This window comes from Treponema sp. HNW, assembly GCF_050320395.1.
GTDB lineage: Bacteria > Spirochaetota > Spirochaetia > Treponematales > Treponemataceae > Treponema_C.
In genome coordinates this window covers 828,572-846,188 of the sequence record NZ_CP144459.1, presented here as the reverse complement: position 1 = coordinate 846,188, position 17,617 = coordinate 828,572, and the positions used below count along the sequence as shown (strand labels likewise).

The following is a 17,617-nucleotide window of genomic DNA, read 5'->3' as shown; positions in this document are numbered from 1 at the left end:
ATCCGTACAATATTTTTATTCGTACAACACTTCGCCGAAACAGGTGTTTCCGTTTTTTACGGCGAAAATTCTGATAAATCGATCCTTTTCTTTTACCCAAAGTAAATCGCTTACCGTAACTATAACACCCGAACCGCCCTTACGGTTAAGCATTTGTATCATCATTTCGGCATAAAAATTACCCGGATATTCGCCAATCCAAAAAAACGGGGCAGCCGGATCTTTTGTAACGGGTTGTCCGTTTACGGAAACGGGAATACTCTTTTCCAGCATAACCGAAACATGCCGCCCGCTGAAAGGATGATCGTATTCTATGAGTTCTTCCGTTTCATTCCGTTTTGTGTAGTTCAGGTTCCATCCCCCACTTTCTCCGCTTTTTTCCGATAAAACAAAACTTCCGTCGCGTCCGTATTCTTCGGTACGGACGTCTTCTCCGTTCTTAAACACCGCGGATTGTATATACAGCCCCCGGGCCGAATCTTCACAGCCGAACAGACGGAGGCTTAATTCTTTTTCTTCTTCGCCGCTTTGCCCGTCGGCTTTTTCGGCAGCCTTTTCGGCATCATAGCCGTAGAATTCGGTCATTTCATAGGTACCGTTTTTATCTTTATCCGTGTTTCTGAAACGGAGTATGCCGTCTTCAAAATATCCGTATGCATAGGGAGTTCCGTTATCCGTATAAACGGCATATTGGATTCGGCCATTTAAAAGACTGAACCTTACCTTGCTGTCCGCATATTCGGTTGTTTGCCTTTCGACGGTATGAGAAAGAGCAAATAAATCCTGCAAGGGAAAATCGGGCGTGTTTTCGTTTATAACCGGAATATGTAAAAAAGCTTCTCCCTGAATCTCGGAAACGGGTTCTCTTATTATCTGAAAGGGAGTCCAAAAAAGACTTTTATCGCGTAAACTGTAGGTACAGCTTTGATTACAGGTTTTGGCCGCGAGGGAATCCGCTGTGTATGTTTTTTTTCCGTTCTCGGCGCCGCATATAACCTGTCCTGCCGCCGGCCAGACATCGTACCAAAGCAGTATATTTTCAGGAAAAAGACGTAACTTTACGGGCACACCGTAATCGCATTCGGCTTCCCATTCTTTTTGTCCGTCCTGATTTTTATCATATTCTATAAGAGAAGGTCGTCCCATACGATAGCGGACACTCATATCCCGAATACCGTCTTTATTCGTATCAAAGGCGATTGTCCCTCCGAACTTTTCATAAAAACGGCGCAAACGGTCTTTTACATCCCGTTCCGTAATCAAAGAGATAAAATGTTTTAACGCGTTATAATCGATTGTACCGCTTAAAAAGGGCAGCATATAATCGAATGCGGCATTTTCGCTTAAAAGACCGGCTTGCAGTGCATAAAGGCCGTATCGGACATCGGTTTTTCCGTATACATTCCATGCCTTAAGTAAGCGTTTTGTATCTTCCAAGCGGGGGGCAAAAACCGAGGCTTTAAGCAGTATATCGGGATTCGCTTTTTCAAGCAGTCCTATCCTCGATAAAAACAATTCGCTTAATTCGGCAAAATCCGCATCCGTATCCGAATACGGGACCGGATATTCGGCATCAAAAAATAAAAGCGCAAAACCTTCGTCTTCGGGGTATTGAAACGCGGCCCTTTTTATCATTGCCCGGGCTTCGCCGATTTTTCCCGAAATATAGAGGGCACGGGCGCGGCTATACAAAGCGTCCCGCGTATACAGGGCGGGTTTTTCGTCCAATAAGGCAAGGGCTTCGGAACTTTTTCCGGTTTTCAGTAATAAATCCGCAAGTAAAAGCCGCGCAGCATCGCGGTTATAATCGTACCACTGCGCACCCAAAGAAGCCTTTACCGCGGGAAGAATCATATAGGGCGGAACGCCGCGCGCCGATAAACCGAGTGCTTGGATAAAATACAAGTCGGCGATTGTATTGTCGTAACTTAGGCCCAAAGCAGCCTGAGAAAAAGAAGCGTCAAAATTTTCTTCGGCTAAAAGTTTTTTCGCCGTTTCTATATGGCGCACGGCGGTTTTGCGGTAGTATGTATCCGTTTGCGAAAAAGCACACACCGCGGATACACACAGATAACAGAGTGCGGCAAGACGCACCGAATTAAAATATTTTTTCCGCATAGCCGCCTCCTCTGTTCAGTTTTCGGCTTTTTTTTGTCCGCGTAAATTGACGCGCGGCCCTTCCAAACCGCTTCCGGCTTCTTCTTCGTTTTCGGCAGGCTCTTTAAGCGGCTCAAAGCCGAGCAGTTCGCGCACTTCCGTATCGTCAAGGGTTTCTTTTTCAACCAAAGCTTGGGTAAGCTTATCCAACTTATCGCGGTGCTCGGTTAAGATTTTTACCGCACGCTTTTTCGCTTCGGTTAAGATTTTTTCGACGGCACGGTCTATCTTTTGGGCGCTTTCTTCCGAGTATCCTTTGCGCCGCTCGATTTCCTTTCCCATAAAAATAGGTTCGTCTTCCTTACCGTAGGAAACCGCGCCCAAATCTTCGGACATTCCCCATTCGCATACCATGCGGCGCGCAATATCGGTTGCCCGCTGTATATCGTTTTGGGTGCCTGTAGTCGTATCGCCGTAGACAATCGATTCGGCCGCATAACCGCCGAACATAATAACCAGCTGGTCTTTAAGCCAGCTTTTTGTGTGAGAATAGGAATCTTCTTTAGGAAGACCGACCGTAAGACCGAGTGCCCGTCCGCGCGGAATAATCGTTACCTTGTGCAAGGGAGAAGCGTGCTTCAAATAATAGTACGGCAGGGCGTGCCCCGCTTCATGGCAGGCGGTCATTACGCGCTCTTTTTCGGGCATAACCATTGATTCGCGGGCAACCCCCATAAGGATTTTATCGCGCGCCTGCTCCAATTCGGGAAAGGACACCTTTTCTTTGTTTTTGCGTGCCGCAAATAAGGCGGCTTCGTTTATCATATTCGATAAGTCCGCCCCGCTCATGCCCGAAGTGGCGCGCGCAAAATGCTTAAAGTCCACATCGTCGGTAATTTTTATCTTTTTTGCATGAACGAGTAAAATCGATTCGCGCTCTTTAATGTCGGGAAGCGTAACGTGTACCTGGCGGTCGAAACGGCCGGGGCGCAAAAGCGCGGGATCCAAGACATCGGGGCGGTTGGTTGCCGCCAAGACGATAACGCCGTCCTTGTTGTCAAAGCCGTCCATTTCCACCAGCATTTGGTTTAAAGTTTGCTCGCGCTCATCGTGGCCGCCGCCGAAACCGGCACCGCGCGCGCGTCCTACCGCGTCAAGCTCGTCTATAAAGATAATCGCGGGCGCACGTTTTCTTCCCTGCTCGAATAAATCGCGCACACGGCTTGCACCGACACCGACAAACATTTCGACAAAATCGCTTCCCGAAATGTGCAAAAACGAAACGTCGGCTTCACCGGCGACTGCGCGCGCCAAAAGCGTTTTTCCCGTTCCGGGACTGCCGACCAAAAGCACGCCGCTGGGTATTTTTGCGCCGATTTCGCGGTATTTTTTGGGATTTTTCAAAAAATCGACGATTTCCGCCAATTCTTTTTTCGCTTCTTCCTGGCCGGCGACATCGTTGAAGGTTACCTTTTTTTTATTATTGTCGAAAAGGCGCGCCCTGCTTTTTCCGAACTGCATACCGCGGCTGTTTTGCATGGACATTTGCCGCATAATAAAAAATACAAAGAAAAACATGATAATAAGCGGTAAATAATTAAAAAGTTCGGTTAAAAGACTCGGTTTGGAAATCTTCCCCGACACTTCCACCCCGTTTTGCTCCAAAAAAGACATGAGTGCGGGATCTTCATAGGGAATAACGGTTTGAAAGCGCGACTGCATATCGGGCGCGGCATTTACCGAGCCCATGGTACCCGAAATTATTTTTTGGTCCTGAATCTGTACGGTTCGTATATGTCCTTGTTCAACCGCCGCCAAAAAGTCGCTGTAGGCTATCATCGGAAGAGCCGTATTTTCCCGATTTAAAAGCACAAAAAAGATAGAAAAAACCGCAATCAGAAGTAAAAATGAAAATCCGAAGCGGCCGCCTGAAGGATTTATATGCGGTCCCTGTTTTCCGTTTTTTTTACCGTTTTTTCCGTCATCCTGTATAAAAGGCTGTTTCATATGTTTCATCATCAATTTTTCCTAACTATAAAATAAAGCAAAACGGTATCGTCCTCATCACGGATAGAATCCTTAACATACCATGTAGGATACCCCAGGGGCTGTCCCCATATACACACGGGAACACCGGAGTATTCGATTACCGGAATAAGCTCTTTATGTGCCGGAGCAATTCCCCATTCGCTTCGAATTTTTTTTAAGCTTTTATGTTTTCCGTCGGCAGTTTTTATACGCCCCTTTGTATAAAAGCTCCGTATTTCAAAAGGCAGCTTAAAAGGCCCCGTATATACGTCTCCGTATTTATTTTCGGCAGGACAGTCCCCTTTCTGTACCTCGGGCCCGACTTTCACGGTACCGAAGGGAAGCTCATAGATTCCCGGCTTGCGTATATTAAGAAAAAAAGGCCCTTTATTTTCAGCGGTGTTTTTTTCTTTTTGCCCCTCTTTTTGTACATACACACGCTGTCCTATACAACTCAGCTCTATGCCCGCCCCGCACACCTTTTTTTGTCCGGCGGCAAAGGCTTTAAGCAGGGCATAGGGAACTCTCGCCCGTACGCCCGCTTTTTCCACAGCCGCATAGAGGGCGCGTATACGCACGGGAAATGCGGCTGCAAAAAAAAAGGCCGCCTCCGTTTGTACAGCCTGCAGGCTGTGCATAGACGGCTTCCATACGATAGATGCGGCCGCCTCTTCAATAAACGCACCCGTTTTCAGAGCCTTTTCGGCACCGGAAAGGACGGCCTTATCCCAGCCGGGAAAACGTTCATTTAAAAGCGGAACAAGGTGTAATCTGAGATTGTTACGGTAATAAGCGGCATCCGCATTTGTACTGTCCTCGCGAAAGGGAACCCTGTATTTTTCGGCATAAGCCTCTATTTCGCAGCGGGAAATATCCAAAAACGGACGGCAAAAAATACCGCGTCGCCGTGCCATACCCGCCGCAGCCTTGCCTGAAATTCCCGCAGAGGCTCCCTGCAAAAAACGCTGCAAAAGCGTTTCCAATTGATCGTCCCGGTTATGGGCCAGCAATACAAAGTCGGCTTCCCTTTGTGCCGCCTCCTTTTCCAAAAGGTTATAACGCATAAAGCGTGCCGCTTCTTCAATCCCTCCGCCCCTTTCAAGGGCAAGTTCTTCGATTTTTCCGGGAAGAATCGTGCGTATAACGCAGGGGATGCCCAAGGCAGCACAACAGGCTTCCACCAGGGACGTATCCCCTTCGGTTTCAAAGGCAGGCCGGATATTATGGTTAACCGTTACAACCGACAAAAAAAAAGGCGGAAGTGCGGCGGTATTTTTTGCCTGTATCTTTTCAGACAGCTCTTTCAAAGCATAAAGCATCACCATTGAATCGATACCGCCTGAAACCGCCAAAAGTAAAGACGGCGGATTTGAAGAAAAACCGATACCGCATTTTTCCAAACCCGCCGCAGCTTTTTCCGAAAAAATATTCACAACTTAGCGCAAAGGGCGAACCGCAGCGACAACTTCATCGGCTCCCGTAAGAACGGTTACTCCCGCACCGAGGTTCAAATCTTTTACCTTTAACTCGGTGTTCAAGCTTAATTCGTTTACATCGGCGATAACGCGTACCGGTAAATCCTTGGGCAAGCATTTGATATCGATTGTTTTGATACCCTTTTCCAAGGCACCGCCCTCGCGTACGCCCACGGGGTTACCGCGCACCAAAACCGTCATCGTAACGGTAAGCGGCTTATCCGGGTCGGGTGCATGAAAGTCGACATGAAGGTTTTTATCGGTAATAATATCGTATTCGGTAGCCTTAATTAAAACGGGTTTGCCTTCTTTTCCGTCGATTACGAGGGATACAAGGGTTGTAGCCGTTGCGGTTTTCCATACCTTGGTAAATTCGGCTTCATCCACATCGAGCATAAAAGCTTCACCTTTTGCATTATACATAACCGCCGGAATTCTTCCCGACGCACGTAATTTTTTTGCTGCAGACTTACCCGTTGCGGTACGCGAAGCGGCCTTTAAAACCAATTCTTCCATCTTAAACTCCTCATTGAGAAAATAAAATATAGGGAAAAACACTGCAAAATGAGAAAGAGAATGCACCCCATCGTTCATCACGCCAGAGTTTTTCATAAAAACACCTGTAAAAACGCGGTCTTTACAGGTGTTTTATAGCTGGACCGGCTGGATTCGAACCAGCGGAATACCGGTACCAAAAACCGGGGGCTTACCACTTGCCGACGGTCCAATAAAAATATGCATGCCGTTTCAAAATAAACCCGCGCACGGGATTGTACTCGGTTTACTCAAAATCCGCAGCTTCAGGAGTATCTTCTACATGCCCGGCTTCGTACTCTGCAAGAATTCTGTTTTGCAGTTCGGTACGAAAATCGAAACTTATCGGATGAGCAACATCCTTATAATCTCCCGATCCGGTTCTGCGGCTCGGCATAGCAATAAATAAACCGGACTTGCCTTCAACAACCTTAATATTGTGCACAACAAAACAGCTGTCAAAAGTAACGGTAACGTATGCTTTTAACTTGCCTTCAACCGCCGCTTTGCGAATACGAACCTCGGTAATCTGCATAACCACTCCTCACATGGTAAGATACCCTCGTGCACGGCACGACTATGCAAACGCTTTGCAGGGCTTTACAAAAAAGCACCGCCAATCGCCGCATAATTGAGCATAAGCATTTTTCGCTTCCGTCTCGGAAGAAAAAACACCGTATACCATGGAACCCGCTCCCGTCATATCGGCAAAGTCGGCACGGCAAGCTTTTACGCTTTCCAATGCCCCTGCGATAACCGGATAAGATTCCGTAAGCGGTTCCGTAAAACTGTTAGCGAAAGTCCAGTCGGCTGCGGGCTTTCGATAGATGTTTTCAAGATCCGCCAAAGGGGGAAACAACTTTGACTGCGGACGGTTCATACGTTCATCCAAAAGCGCGTAAGCTTCTTTTGTAGAACTGTGAACATCGGGCTGCACAAGAACAAAAAAAAGGTCCGTACGCGCTTCGATTTCCCTAACTAACTCGCCTCGTCCCGTCACCACGGCACATCCGCCGGACAGGAAAAAGGCAACGTCGCTCCCGATCCGGCTTGCAGCATACAACCTTTGTTTCGGAGAAAGCTCCGTATTAAAAAGCCTGTCCAAAACGGTAAGAAAAGCCGCCGCATCCGAAGACCCGCCGCCCAAACCGGCTCCTGCGGGAATACGCTTTGTCAATACGACACGCACCCCGTCCGAAACACCGGTAAGATTACAAAATTCCGTATACGCCGCCGTTAAAGTGTTGTGCGCCGGAAGTTCCATACCGTTCACTTCCAAACGGCATGTTCGATTTTCCGCCGTTTTACTTACGGTTAATTCATCATATAAATCGACCGCTTGTAAAACACTTTCAATATTATGGTATCCGTCGCTTCGTCCCGATTCATCAGGTGAAAGCACCCGCAAATGCAAATTAAGCTTTGCCGAGGCACGAATACGCAAATTATTCGGCATAATCAAATTATACAGAAAATTATTTTTTTGTCAAACGGTTTGCCGCAAAAAAATGTTTTTTTATATTTTTTAAAAAAAGAGGTTGACACAAATATAACTCTCATCTATGTTAGAGTAAAGACACTAAGTAAGGAAGTACTCAAATGCTCACTGACAGCGAGTTGCTGGATTATTCTTCAAGCGCGGGGTATGTTATCGAAAATGCCTACGATGATGAGTTTGACGATGATTTCGACGATGACGGCTTTGACGATTTTGACGACGATGAGTTCATGGACGACGATCTGGACGATTACGACGAAGGCGACGATGACTTTGAATATGATGATGACTTTGAATATGACGACGACTTAGACGAATAATCGTCCCCCGCGGTATTTAACGTTCGGTTTCGGCCTTTTTCCGGCCGGAACCGCCTAGAGGAGCTTTTCACCTCCGTGCCACAATTTTTCCAAATCATAAAAATTTCGCGCATCGCTTGTCATAAGGTGCACCACTATCGAGCCCATATCGATAAGGTTCCAATCGTCGCCCGAGGGCAATTTTCTGCTCGGTACGCGGATTTCCAAGGCATTAGCCTTTGCATAGTCTTTTACCTGGCGGTATAAGCCCTTCCAATGAGCACTGCTGTTTACCGTGGTAATAACAAAATAATCGGTCCAACTGCTTAACTGAGAAACATCCAATACAGCCGTATCCGCGCCCTTATAATCGGTTAAAATACCGGCAATTTCCAAGGCTTTTTCTTTTTCGTTTTTCATAGTATCCTCTTTAAAATAATCAGCGCACATAGCGGCCGTCAAAATCCCTGCCTAAAATAATCGTAAAGTCGACAAGGGTATCGACTTCGGATACATCCTCGTCTTTGCTTATTTCGGCGGTTTGTATATTTGTACAGCGTATAAAGTTCCCTATGTTTTTTGCAATTTCGTTGTTTCCTATATGGTCTATGATAACCGTTTTTTCATAGTCGTTCGTATCGGCATTGGCAGCGCTTAAAATATCATAACCGGCACTTTGCATCAACGCAGCCGTATTTTTTGCCAAACCCTGCACCGTTGTGCCGTTTTGTATCGCCAAAACATAGATACGGCTGTGCACAATTTCGGTTTCCGAAAGGAGGGCCGAAACGGTTTGCTTTAATACGTCTTTAATCAACTGTCCGTCGTAGTACGGGAATAAAAGCGTTTTACCGTCCACCGCACGCAAAGAACCCGTCACCGCTTGAGGAAACAAACGCTCGGCATCTATCATGGCTATTTTTTCCAAAAGGCTATACAAGCCTTCTTTGTCTATATTGGCCCGTATACGTGAAGCATAGACCGGAAAAACCTTTTTTTTAAAAATATCCGAGCGGCCTCTATTCAATGCCGCTAAAAACGCAACCACCGTATTTTGTAAACGGTCCTGACGGTCCGCGGCGGAGGCTTCTTTGTTTTCATATAAAATATACGTACGTATTTTATCTCCGTCAAGCGTCACCGAGCCGGAGGGCAATAAATAAGGCACTCCGTCAATCTTATCGTCAACCGGATAAGGAACGAATACGCGAAGGCCGCCCAAAAAGTCGGTTAATTCCGAAAATTCCTGCAAACCTATTTCCATTGTAAAGGGAATTGACATGCCGGTCAGCTTTTCTATTTCGGCCCGGTACACTTCAATACCCTTTTCTTTGTACACGGCATCTATGCGGTCCACCCTTCCCAAGCTTGCGTATATTGCACCCGTGTTTCCGAGTATGTCTATAAGGGCGCCGCGGTGAGACACGGGGTAATAGGCCATCAGCATGGTCGAAAGAGCTTCTCCGCCGTCTTCAATGACAATGAGCAATTTTATAATCTGGTCGTTTTGCAGCACTTCATCTACGGGGTTTGTTTTAAGGGAAAAAATCAATAAAAAAACGGATACCGCCAAAACGGCGATAATAAGCAATAAAAAGATAATGTGCTTTGAAGAACCGAACTGCGGTTTATATTTTGTCATTCCGTCTCCTCTTTTAATGATTTTATCAAATCGCAGGTTGCCGGCGCAAGGGTTCTTTTTTGTTTTTTCAAATACGCCGTGTTTTCCTTTGCAATTTTTAAAAGCAGTTTATTTAAGCTCAGCGTCATACATTTTTGAATATATTTTTCTCCGCTGTGCGGGCGAAGCGGTTCTATTTTATCGGCAATGTATAAAACCTTTGCCAAATCTCCCATACCGGCATATCCGAAGGTATGGCAGGCAACCGCTTCCAAAATATCGCCGTTGTGTATGCCGAAATCGCGCTTTAAAAGAACCGCCGCCGCCCTTCCGTGCAAAAGGGATTTTTTTTCCATTTCCAAATCGGATACGGGCTCTCCGTCAAGCACCGCCAAAGAAAAGATTTCCCCGCTGTCCATATCCTTACACATATCGTGTACAATGCCGGCAAAGTAACCGCTTTGCGCATCAAGACCGTAGCGGCGGCACAGGCGCTCTGCGGTTACGGCGGTGCGCACCGAATGCTCATAGCGTTTCGGATTCACAGCGGAAGCCGTATAGAGGGAAAGGCGTTCAATCAGAGCGGCACCTATCGGAAGCGAAGGCGTTTCGTTCACAATATCCGCATCGGTGTCTTTATTCACAGCCATAGAGCTTCCTCTCTACAATATAGCCGTAAACGCTTGCGGGAACAAGGGCTTTCCAATCTTTTTTTTCGGCTGTCATGCGCCGTATCGCAGCCGAAGAAACGGCATAAAACTCATTGTGAAGCCGAAGGTGCGGCCGGGGGAAAATCCCCGCTGCACCGGAATGCTCGCCTGCCCGATGCGGTTTATCGGGAACGCCGGCTTCCGCAGCAGAAAAACCGCCCTCGGGCAGCTTCTCAGCATCGAGGCAGGGACGGCGGCCGAGTACAATATCCGTTTTGTCGGCCAAAAGATCGGCGTTTTTCCATTTTGAAAAATCGGCGGTCAAATCGCTTCCGATAATAAGGCCTATTTTTCCTTCCAATGCCCCCGCATAGCGCGCTTCCAAATCGTATACGGTATCGATAGTATAGGAAGGGCCTGAGCGCTTTAATTCACAGTCGTCAATAAAAAAACGATTGTCGCCGTATTCGTTTAAAGCCCGTTTAAGCATTTCCAAACGGTCGGTATCGGAAGCGCCTGAAGCCAAAGTTTTATGAGGCGGCTCGCGCGCCGGAATAAACAACACACGCTCGTAGCCGTACTCGTCGGCCGCCTGTTTTGCCAAAAAAAGATGCCCATTATGGACGGGGTTAAAAGAGCCGCCCAAAATTGCAAGTTTCATCGGTCAGATTCCTTGCCATATAAGCAGTTACAGGTTCGCACGTGCGAACATTCCAAAACCGCAAGTTTCATTGCTCGGATCCCGGATACTGTACCTCTTGATCGTCTACCGACGCGCGGCTTGCAAGAAAATCGCTTTTTTTGTCCCGAACCGCTTGAACGCTGCCGCCGTATACAAGAGTTATCAATTCTTTTTTAACCCGGAGCAAGCCTTCGCCCGTATGCACCGAAAGAGGAACCGTTATCATATCCTTGTATGTTTCGGCAATTTCGGCAGCACGAAAGGCCGCATCTCCTACATCGATTTTATTGCATAAAATAATGCGCTTTTTTGATGCCAGTTCGGGCGAAAAAGCGTTTAATTCGGCATTCAGTTTTTCGTAGGCTGCCGCATAGTTGTCGTCGGAACAATCGATAATAAAGGCAAGGCCTGCGGTGCGCGATATGTGCTTTAAAAAGCGAATTCCCAAGCCGGCGCCTTCGGCGGCTCCTTCTATAATGCCGGGAATATCGGCTATAACGATATCCTGTTCGTCGTCGATGCGTAAAACGCCCAAATTGGGAATCTTGGTTGTAAACGGATAGGGCGCGATTTTAGGCCGGGCGTTTGTAAAGTAATCGAGAAGGGAGGATTTTCCCGCATTCGGAAAGCCCACCAAGCCGATGTCGGCCATAATGCTCAATTCGACGCGCAGTTTTTTTACATCGCCCGGCTTTCCTTCGTGGGCGTAGCGCGGCGCCTGATTTACCGAACTTTTAAAATGAACGTTGCCCCAGCCGCCCTTGCCGCCTTTTAAATAGGTAACGGTTTCGCTTTCCTCTTCGCCCGTAAAATCGCAAACAAGAACTCCCGTTTCGGCATCGGTTACCTTTGTTCCGGGAGGAAGCGGAATAATAACATCGTTCCCGTCCGCGCCGTGGCGGTTTCGGCCTTCGCCGTCGCCGCCGTTTTGCGCTTTAAATACAGGCTGTTTTCGTAAATGAGCAAGGGTTCTGAGATTGTGCTTTACGCAAAAAACGACATTGCCGCCCCGGCCGCCGTCGCCGCCTGCGGGACCTCCGTGCGGAACGTATTTTTCGCGCCGGAACGCGATACAGCCGTTGCCGCCCTTACCGGAGCGGACTTCTATGAGAGCTTCGTCGGCAAATTGAATCACGTTTAAGCTTGAGCAGGGATTACCGAAGCCAGCTTTCGACCCTTGCGTTCATGATAGGACACAACACCCGTTGCGGTTGCAAAGAGGGTATCGTCTTTTCCGCGGCCGACATTATCGCCCGGATGAATTTTTGTCCCGCGCTGGCGCACGAGTATGGAGCCGGCAGGCACAAAGGTTCCGCCGTATGCTTTTACACCTAAATATTTCGGATTGGAATCGCGGCCGTTTTTAGCGCCGCTTCCGCCTTTTTTACGTCCCATAGTATATACCTCCGCATTTTAATCAATCGTTTGCATCGGCGCGGTTTATGCGCACCGATATGTAAGGCGGATAATCGGTTTGCAATGACAAAAGCCCCTTTTGCAAAAAATCCGCCGTATAACTTAAAATCCCCGAAGCCGCTTCGTTTCTTTTTTTTACCGTAAAGGAAAGTTCTCCGCGTCCGGGAATATCGGTTTTTAATTCAATTCCGCTTTGTGCGTTTAAGACCTCCAATGCCGTGCGTACCAGTATACTGGCCGCCGCGCATACGATGTCTTTGCCCGCCGGTGCAAAGCCGGAATGACCGCTGAGCGCACAGGAATACAAATCACCGTTTTCAAAACGGGTAAGTACAGCCCGTATCACGCTCTCTTATTCGGCCTGCCCTGCCGAAATGCCGGTAATGCGGATTTTCGTATAGTGCTGGCGGTGGCCGATAGTCCGGTGATAGTCTTTTTTGCTTTTGTATTTAAACACAAGCACTTTTTTATCACGGAACGAATCTTCCACAACCGCGGAAACCTTTGCACCTTTTACATAGGGGGTTCCCACCTGCACGTTTTTACCGTCATTTACCATTATAACCGTATCTATATCGACGGTTTGTCCTTTTTCAACATCGAGCTTGTCCACTGTAATAAGAGCGTCTTTTTCCGCCTTATACTGTTTACCCTTATACTCAACCAGTGCGTACATCTTCTACACCTCTATTACCTGTTTTATTTGCGGCAGGGGGAAACTCCTGCCAAATCCGGCAAAAACGGGGACAGCCGGACGGGGGAATCAAAAAAGCCGCCGGCTTTTCAGTCCCAATGTAATGAACAGTATACTATATTTTAAGCGGCCTCGTCAAGGGTTTATACGGGTCTTGACAAATTCAATAAAGTGAGTACCAATTATAAGCGGAGATATATTATGGAAAACTGTTTGACGATAGGGCAAATGGCGAAACTGAACCGTATTTCCGAGCAAACACTGCGCCTGTATGAAAAAAAAGGGCTTTTGCAGCCCGTATCGCGGGACGATTTAACGGGTTACCGTTTTTACGATATACGGCAAAGCGCCGTTTTGGATATGATCCGTTATATGAAAGCCCTGGGTATGAATCTAAAAGAAATCAAAATACAGCTTAAAGAAAAAGATATGTGCTACATGCACGAAATTCTGACACAACGGCAAAATCAAATCGACAAAGATATTTTGGAATTAAAATGCCAGCGGCGGGCCGTTCAGCGTACAATCGAAAGCTTCGAGCGCTATAAATGCGCTCCGCCCGACGGTACAATCGTTCTTGAGTATATAGGAAAGCGTTTTTTATACTGCATCGATTCGGGTATCAACGTGTACGACCACGATTTGGGTACTTACGAAAAAATGCTGCGGGATTTAAAAAACGAATTGGAAATAAACCGTTTGCCGCAAACCTATTTTTACAATGCCGGTACCATTTTGCGCAAAGACAATCTTTTGCGCAAAGAATTTTATTCTTCGGAAGTGTTCGTTTTTGTAGACCGTCAATTTGTTCCCGACGAACTGATTACGGTTTTGGAACCGGGAATGTACTTGTGCATTTACTGCGATAATTTTTATAAAGAAAAGGAGTATATTTGCCGCCTGCTTGATGAAATACAAAGGCGAAACTATATTATCGGCGGCGATTACCTGTGCGAAGAAATTTCGGACATTGCAATGGCATGGGAAACCGAGCGCGATTTGTTTTTGCGCTTACAAATACCCGTTTTTTTTGAAAAATAATCTATAAATATTTATTATTTTTTTCTTGACCTTATACCAAGTACAAGCTTTAAGATGTATATAGGAGCGGACGGAACTCTGAGTTCACGCCGTTAAAACCCGTCTTAAAGGAGGCAGTCTATGAGTCAGGAAAAAATTCGTGTAGTACAATACGGATGCGGTAAAATGAGTAAATGGACGTTGCGGTATCTGTATGAAAAAGGTGCGGAAATTGTAGGCGCTATCGATGTAAATCCGGCAGTGGTCGGTAAAGATGTCGGCGAAATTGCAGGCTTGGGTTTTCCCATCGGAGTGGTTGTCCGCGACGATGCCGACAAGGTGTTGGACGAATGCGATGCGGACATCGCCGTTATGACTATGTTCAGCTTTATGAGCGATATGGCGCCGCACATGGAAAAATGCGCCGAACGCGGTATAAACATCATTACAACCTGCGAAGAAGCGATTTATCCGTGGACAACGGCTTCCGCCATTACAAACAGGCTCGACAAACTGGCAAAGGAACACGGCTGTACGATAGTCGGCGCGGGTATGCAGGATATTTATTGGGTCAACATGATAGGCTGCGTTGCAGGCGGCGTTCACAATATCAAAAAAATCGAAGGGGCGGTAAGCTATAATGTGGAAGACTACGGTCTTGCACTTGCAAAAGCCCACGGAGCCGGATTAACTCCCGATGAATTCGAAGCTCAAATCGCTCATCCTGAAACCCTGGAGCCGGCATATGTATGGAATTCGAACGAATGTTTGTGCAATAAAATGGGCTGGACAATCAAATCGCAAAGCCAAAAATGCGTTCCGTATTTTTACGACAAGGACTTATATTCGGACACGCTGGGCAAAACCATTCCCAAGGGGAACTGTATCGGTATGAGTGCGGTTGTAACGACCGAAACATTCCAAGGCCCGATTATCGAAACCCAGTGTATCGGAAAGGTGTACGGCCCGGACGACGGCGATATGTGCGATTGGAAAATAACGGGCGAACCCGATACGGTCTTTTTTGTAAAAAAACCGGCAACGGTCGAACACACATGCGCTACAATCGTAAACAGAATACCCACGGTACTTGAAGCACCTCCGGGCTACATTACCGTAGAAAAATTAAGCGAACTTAAATACCTGTCATACCCCATGCATATGTATGTGGATTAAAAAAGACGGATTAAAGCAGGCCGATTAAAACGGGCGGGGCTGTCTACAAACCGAAGTTTTGGGGCGCCACCGCCCCCGAAAGGCGGGGAAAAACGAAGCGTGTTCCGCTGCGCCCTTCCCTGCCGTTTTTTGCCCCCTCGTCTGCCTAATTACCTTATATCCGGACCTCTTAATGTTCCAAAGCGCTTTGTTCCAAAGTGCTTAATCCGTAGGCAATTTGTGAGGCTAAGCGCGCATTGTTGTACACAAGGCGGATATTCGATTCGAGGCTTTTACCGCCCGTAATTTTTTGAATTTCGTCGAGTAAAAAGGGTGTTGTGCGCTTTCCGGTAATGCCGAGCGCATTCATTTTTTCAAGAGCATCTTCTATGGACTTATCGATATAATCTTTGTCCATCGCAAATTCTTCGGGTATGGGATTCGCAACAACCATACCGCCGGCCAAGCCGAGCTCAAGCTTTGCATAAAAAGCTTCGGCTATCTCTTTGGGACTGTCCATACGGCAGTCGGTTTTAAAGCCGCTTGAGCGCGTGTAAAAGGCGGGAAGTTCTTCGGTTTGATAGCCTACAACCGGAACGCCGCGCGTTTCCAAATATTCGAGGGTAAGGCCCAAATCCAAAATCGATTTTGCTCCCGCGCATACAACCAGCACATTCGTTTTTGCCAATTCTTCAAGGTCGGCCGAAATGTCCATCGTCGTTTCCGCACCGCGGTGCACCCCGCCTATGCCGCCGGTTGCAAAAACTTTAATGCCGGCCATCGCGGCGATAATCATCGTGGCGGCAACCGTTGCGGCCCCGTCTTTTTTTTGCGCGGTTAAAATGCACAGGTCGCGGCGGCTCGCCTTTGTAACGGCAAGACCAGTTTTTCCCAAATAATCGATTTCATCGGTGCCGATACCCGCTTTAAGGCGGCCGCCGATAACGGCAATCGTTGCAGGAACGGCCCCGTTTTCGCGGACTATCTTTTCAACCGCTAAGGCCGTTTCTACGTTTTTCGGATAGGGCATTCCGTGCGAAATAATCGTCGATTCAAGGGCAACCACCGGTTTACCCGCCTTTAAAGCTTCGCTCACTTCGGGCGAAACGTCAAGATATTTTTTGTATTCGTTCATATAACACTCCTTCCGTAAGATTATCGTTTACCGCCTCATTGACTTCCAAACACAGGGATGCAGCCGCGATTCCGGCAAAACCGCTTTCTTTTAAGCTCATATTTTTTAAAACCGCCCATGCGACGGCCGCCGTTTGACTGTCGCCCGCCCCCGTCGTATTTTTGATAAGGGATTGCCTGCTTATGTGCGCACCTGAGCGTACCCCGTCCGTATTTTCGGGTACATAGGCTTTTACGCGGCAGCGGCCGGTTTTATCGGCGCAAAACAAGCCTTTTTCTCCGAGCGAAATATAGATACGCTGCACCCCGCCTTCGATAAAAAAGCGGGCAAGTTCTGCAAGAGCGGGTTTCGCTTCCGTTTGTGAACCGGTCCGGAGCAAAGAGTTTTGACGGGAAGCGTTATACAGGGCAAGGGCTTCCGTTTTGTTCGGTGTAAGGGCATACAGTTTGTGCAAAACGGGCAAAAGTTTTACCGCCTTGTGCGTGGAAACGGGTTCGGCAATAAGGGGAACGGTACAATGTTCGGCGATATATGCAATCGTTTCGGCGGGAATATTCGTGTCGATAAGGCAGAGCGCCGACTTGTTTATAAGCGGCAATTTTTTTTCGATATATTCAGGCGTCAGATGTTCGTATATATCCATATCGTTTACCGCCGCCACCATATCGCCTTTTTCATCGTTTATACATACGTAAGAAGAAGACGAGGCCGTATCTGCGGTTAAAGAGGAGGATATATCAAGGCCGCGCTCAAAGCATTTGTGTTTTAAAAATGCGGCATGCGTGTCTCCTCCGAATGCGCTTATAAAGTGCACGGGAAGGCCGAGCAGAGCCAGATTTGAAGCGATATTAAAAGCCACACCGCCCGCGCCGACCCGTATTTTTCCGGGATTGGAATCGGCTTTGCGGAATGCGGCCGAAGCGGATGCGCTTATATCGATATTAACCGCACCGATAACGGCAACCGGTTTTGAGCCGCCCGTTACATAGCCCTTGCCTAAAATCAAACCCTTTTTTATTAAATTCGAAATATGCACCGAAACGCTCGAGCGCGTAATACCCGCTTTTTCGGCAAGTTCTTGGTGAGAAATTAAAGGATTTTCGCGTATCCACTGCAAGATTTCGGTTTCCCGGGCGGTAATTTTTTTCATACCTCATTCCTTGTAAGCAAATCCTTATACAGGATAAGCATAAACAAAGAATATGTCAAGAGATAATTTTTGCGCTTTAACATCCGCTTGTGTCCCGTTTCCGGTGAGTACGGACATCCGTATTGTTTAAATCGGGATTTTGCGCTACACTTACACGGCAACA

General features: G+C 47.3%; 19 protein-coding genes and 1 tRNA gene. 3 read left to right on the top strand and 17 right to left on the bottom strand.

The annotated features are described in order from the left end of the window. Window positions 1-15: 15 nt before the first annotated feature. The 7 genes from V1L52_RS03935 to ispE all read right to left on the bottom strand — a co-directional run bounded on the left by V1L52_RS03935 (window position 16) and on the right by ispE (window position 7,590). Entirely contained in the window at window positions 16-2,118 is a 2,103-nt protein-coding gene (locus tag V1L52_RS03935) for a hypothetical protein (RefSeq protein ID WP_428771003.1), read from the bottom strand. Window positions 2,119-2,133: 15 nt separating this feature from the next. Continuing rightward, window positions 2,134-4,116: an ATP-dependent zinc metalloprotease FtsH gene (gene ftsH / locus V1L52_RS03930; protein WP_428771002.1), complete on the bottom strand. Its 1,983-nt coding sequence runs from the start codon at window positions 4,114-4,116 to the stop codon at window positions 2,134-2,136. Continuing rightward, window positions 4,116-5,558: a tRNA lysidine(34) synthetase TilS gene (tilS, locus tag V1L52_RS03925; protein ID WP_428771001.1), complete on the bottom strand. Its 1,443-nt coding sequence runs from the start codon at window positions 5,556-5,558 to the stop codon at window positions 4,116-4,118. The genes ftsH and tilS overlap by 1 nt, the downstream gene beginning before the upstream one ends. A 3-nt stretch (window positions 5,559-5,561) precedes the next feature. Continuing rightward, window positions 5,562-6,116 (bottom strand): 50S ribosomal protein L25, encoded by a 555-nt coding sequence (locus tag V1L52_RS03920; RefSeq protein WP_428771000.1) that lies wholly within the window; start codon window positions 6,114-6,116, stop codon window positions 5,562-5,564. A gap of 138 nt (window positions 6,117-6,254) precedes the next feature. After that, window positions 6,255-6,327: transfer RNA gene (locus tag V1L52_RS03915), tRNA-Gln, on the bottom strand. 54 nt (window positions 6,328-6,381) lie between these two features. After that, complete coding sequence (gene spoVG, locus V1L52_RS03910) at window positions 6,382-6,669, bottom strand: septation regulator SpoVG (protein WP_428770999.1); 288 nt, start codon at window positions 6,667-6,669, stop codon at window positions 6,382-6,384. Between the two features lie 42 nt (window positions 6,670-6,711). Next, a complete protein-coding gene (gene ispE / locus V1L52_RS03905; RefSeq protein WP_428770998.1) occupies window positions 6,712-7,590 on the bottom strand; it encodes a 4-(cytidine 5'-diphospho)-2-C-methyl-D-erythritol kinase in 879 nt (292 codons plus the stop codon). A 143-nt stretch (window positions 7,591-7,733) separates the two neighbouring features. Between ispE and V1L52_RS03900 the strand changes: the two genes are divergently transcribed. After that, a complete protein-coding gene (locus V1L52_RS03900; RefSeq protein WP_428770997.1) occupies window positions 7,734-7,952 on the top strand; it encodes a hypothetical protein in 219 nt (72 codons plus the stop codon). Window positions 7,953-8,006: 54 nt separating this feature from the next. Here V1L52_RS03900 and rsfS read toward each other — a convergent pair whose 3' ends face one another. The 8 genes from rsfS to rplU all read right to left on the bottom strand — a co-directional run bounded on the left by rsfS (window position 8,007) and on the right by rplU (window position 12,976). Beyond that, window positions 8,007-8,351, bottom strand: a complete 345-nt coding sequence (gene rsfS / locus V1L52_RS03895) for a ribosome silencing factor (RefSeq protein WP_428770996.1) — start codon at window positions 8,349-8,351, stop codon at window positions 8,007-8,009. Between the two features lie 19 nt (window positions 8,352-8,370). Then, on the bottom strand, window positions 8,371-9,573 hold the full coding sequence (locus V1L52_RS03890) for an LCP family protein (protein ID WP_428770995.1): 1,203 nt from the start codon (window positions 9,571-9,573) through the stop codon (window positions 8,371-8,373). Continuing rightward, window positions 9,570-10,202, bottom strand: a complete 633-nt coding sequence (yqeK, locus tag V1L52_RS03885; RefSeq protein ID WP_428770994.1) for a bis(5'-nucleosyl)-tetraphosphatase (symmetrical) YqeK — start codon at window positions 10,200-10,202, stop codon at window positions 9,570-9,572. The genes V1L52_RS03890 and yqeK overlap by 4 nt, the downstream gene beginning before the upstream one ends. Beyond that, window positions 10,189-10,863 (bottom strand): nicotinate (nicotinamide) nucleotide adenylyltransferase, encoded by a 675-nt coding sequence (gene nadD, locus V1L52_RS03880; protein WP_428770993.1) that lies wholly within the window; start codon window positions 10,861-10,863, stop codon window positions 10,189-10,191. Before nadD ends, yqeK begins: the two co-directional genes overlap by 14 nt. 67 nt (window positions 10,864-10,930) lie before the next feature. Then, window positions 10,931-12,019 (bottom strand): GTPase ObgE, encoded by a 1,089-nt coding sequence (obgE, locus tag V1L52_RS03875; protein ID WP_428770992.1) that lies wholly within the window; start codon window positions 12,017-12,019, stop codon window positions 10,931-10,933. 2 nt (window positions 12,020-12,021) lie between these two features. Continuing rightward, complete coding sequence (gene rpmA / locus V1L52_RS03870; RefSeq protein ID WP_428770991.1) at window positions 12,022-12,279, bottom strand: 50S ribosomal protein L27; 258 nt, start codon at window positions 12,277-12,279, stop codon at window positions 12,022-12,024. A gap of 22 nt (window positions 12,280-12,301) precedes the next feature. Continuing rightward, on the bottom strand, window positions 12,302-12,646 hold the full coding sequence (locus tag V1L52_RS03865) for a ribosomal-processing cysteine protease Prp (RefSeq protein WP_428770990.1): 345 nt from the start codon (window positions 12,644-12,646) through the stop codon (window positions 12,302-12,304). Window positions 12,647-12,652: 6 nt separating this feature from the next. Then, complete coding sequence (gene rplU, locus V1L52_RS03860) at window positions 12,653-12,976, bottom strand: 50S ribosomal protein L21 (protein ID WP_428770989.1); 324 nt, start codon at window positions 12,974-12,976, stop codon at window positions 12,653-12,655. Window positions 12,977-13,195: 219 nt separating this feature from the next. On the opposite strand from rplU, the gene V1L52_RS03855 reads away from it, so the two are divergent. Continuing rightward, window positions 13,196-14,035: a MerR family transcriptional regulator gene (locus V1L52_RS03855; RefSeq protein WP_428770988.1), complete on the top strand. Its 840-nt coding sequence runs from the start codon at window positions 13,196-13,198 to the stop codon at window positions 14,033-14,035. A gap of 120 nt (window positions 14,036-14,155) precedes the next feature. Next, window positions 14,156-15,190 carry an NAD(P)H-dependent amine dehydrogenase family protein gene (locus tag V1L52_RS03850; protein WP_428770987.1) on the top strand — a complete coding sequence of 345 codons (1,035 nt, stop codon included), beginning with the start codon at window positions 14,156-14,158 and terminating at the stop codon, window positions 15,188-15,190. A 169-nt stretch (window positions 15,191-15,359) separates the two neighbouring features. On the opposite strand, the gene V1L52_RS03845 is transcribed toward V1L52_RS03850, so the two are convergent. Continuing rightward, a complete protein-coding gene (locus tag V1L52_RS03845; protein WP_428770986.1) occupies window positions 15,360-16,304 on the bottom strand; it encodes a pseudouridine-5'-phosphate glycosidase in 945 nt (314 codons plus the stop codon). Further along, on the bottom strand, window positions 16,279-17,454 hold the full coding sequence (locus V1L52_RS03840) for a PfkB family carbohydrate kinase (protein WP_428770985.1): 1,176 nt from the start codon (window positions 17,452-17,454) through the stop codon (window positions 16,279-16,281). The genes V1L52_RS03845 and V1L52_RS03840 overlap by 26 nt, the downstream gene beginning before the upstream one ends. Window positions 17,455-17,617: the final 163 nt, after the last annotated feature.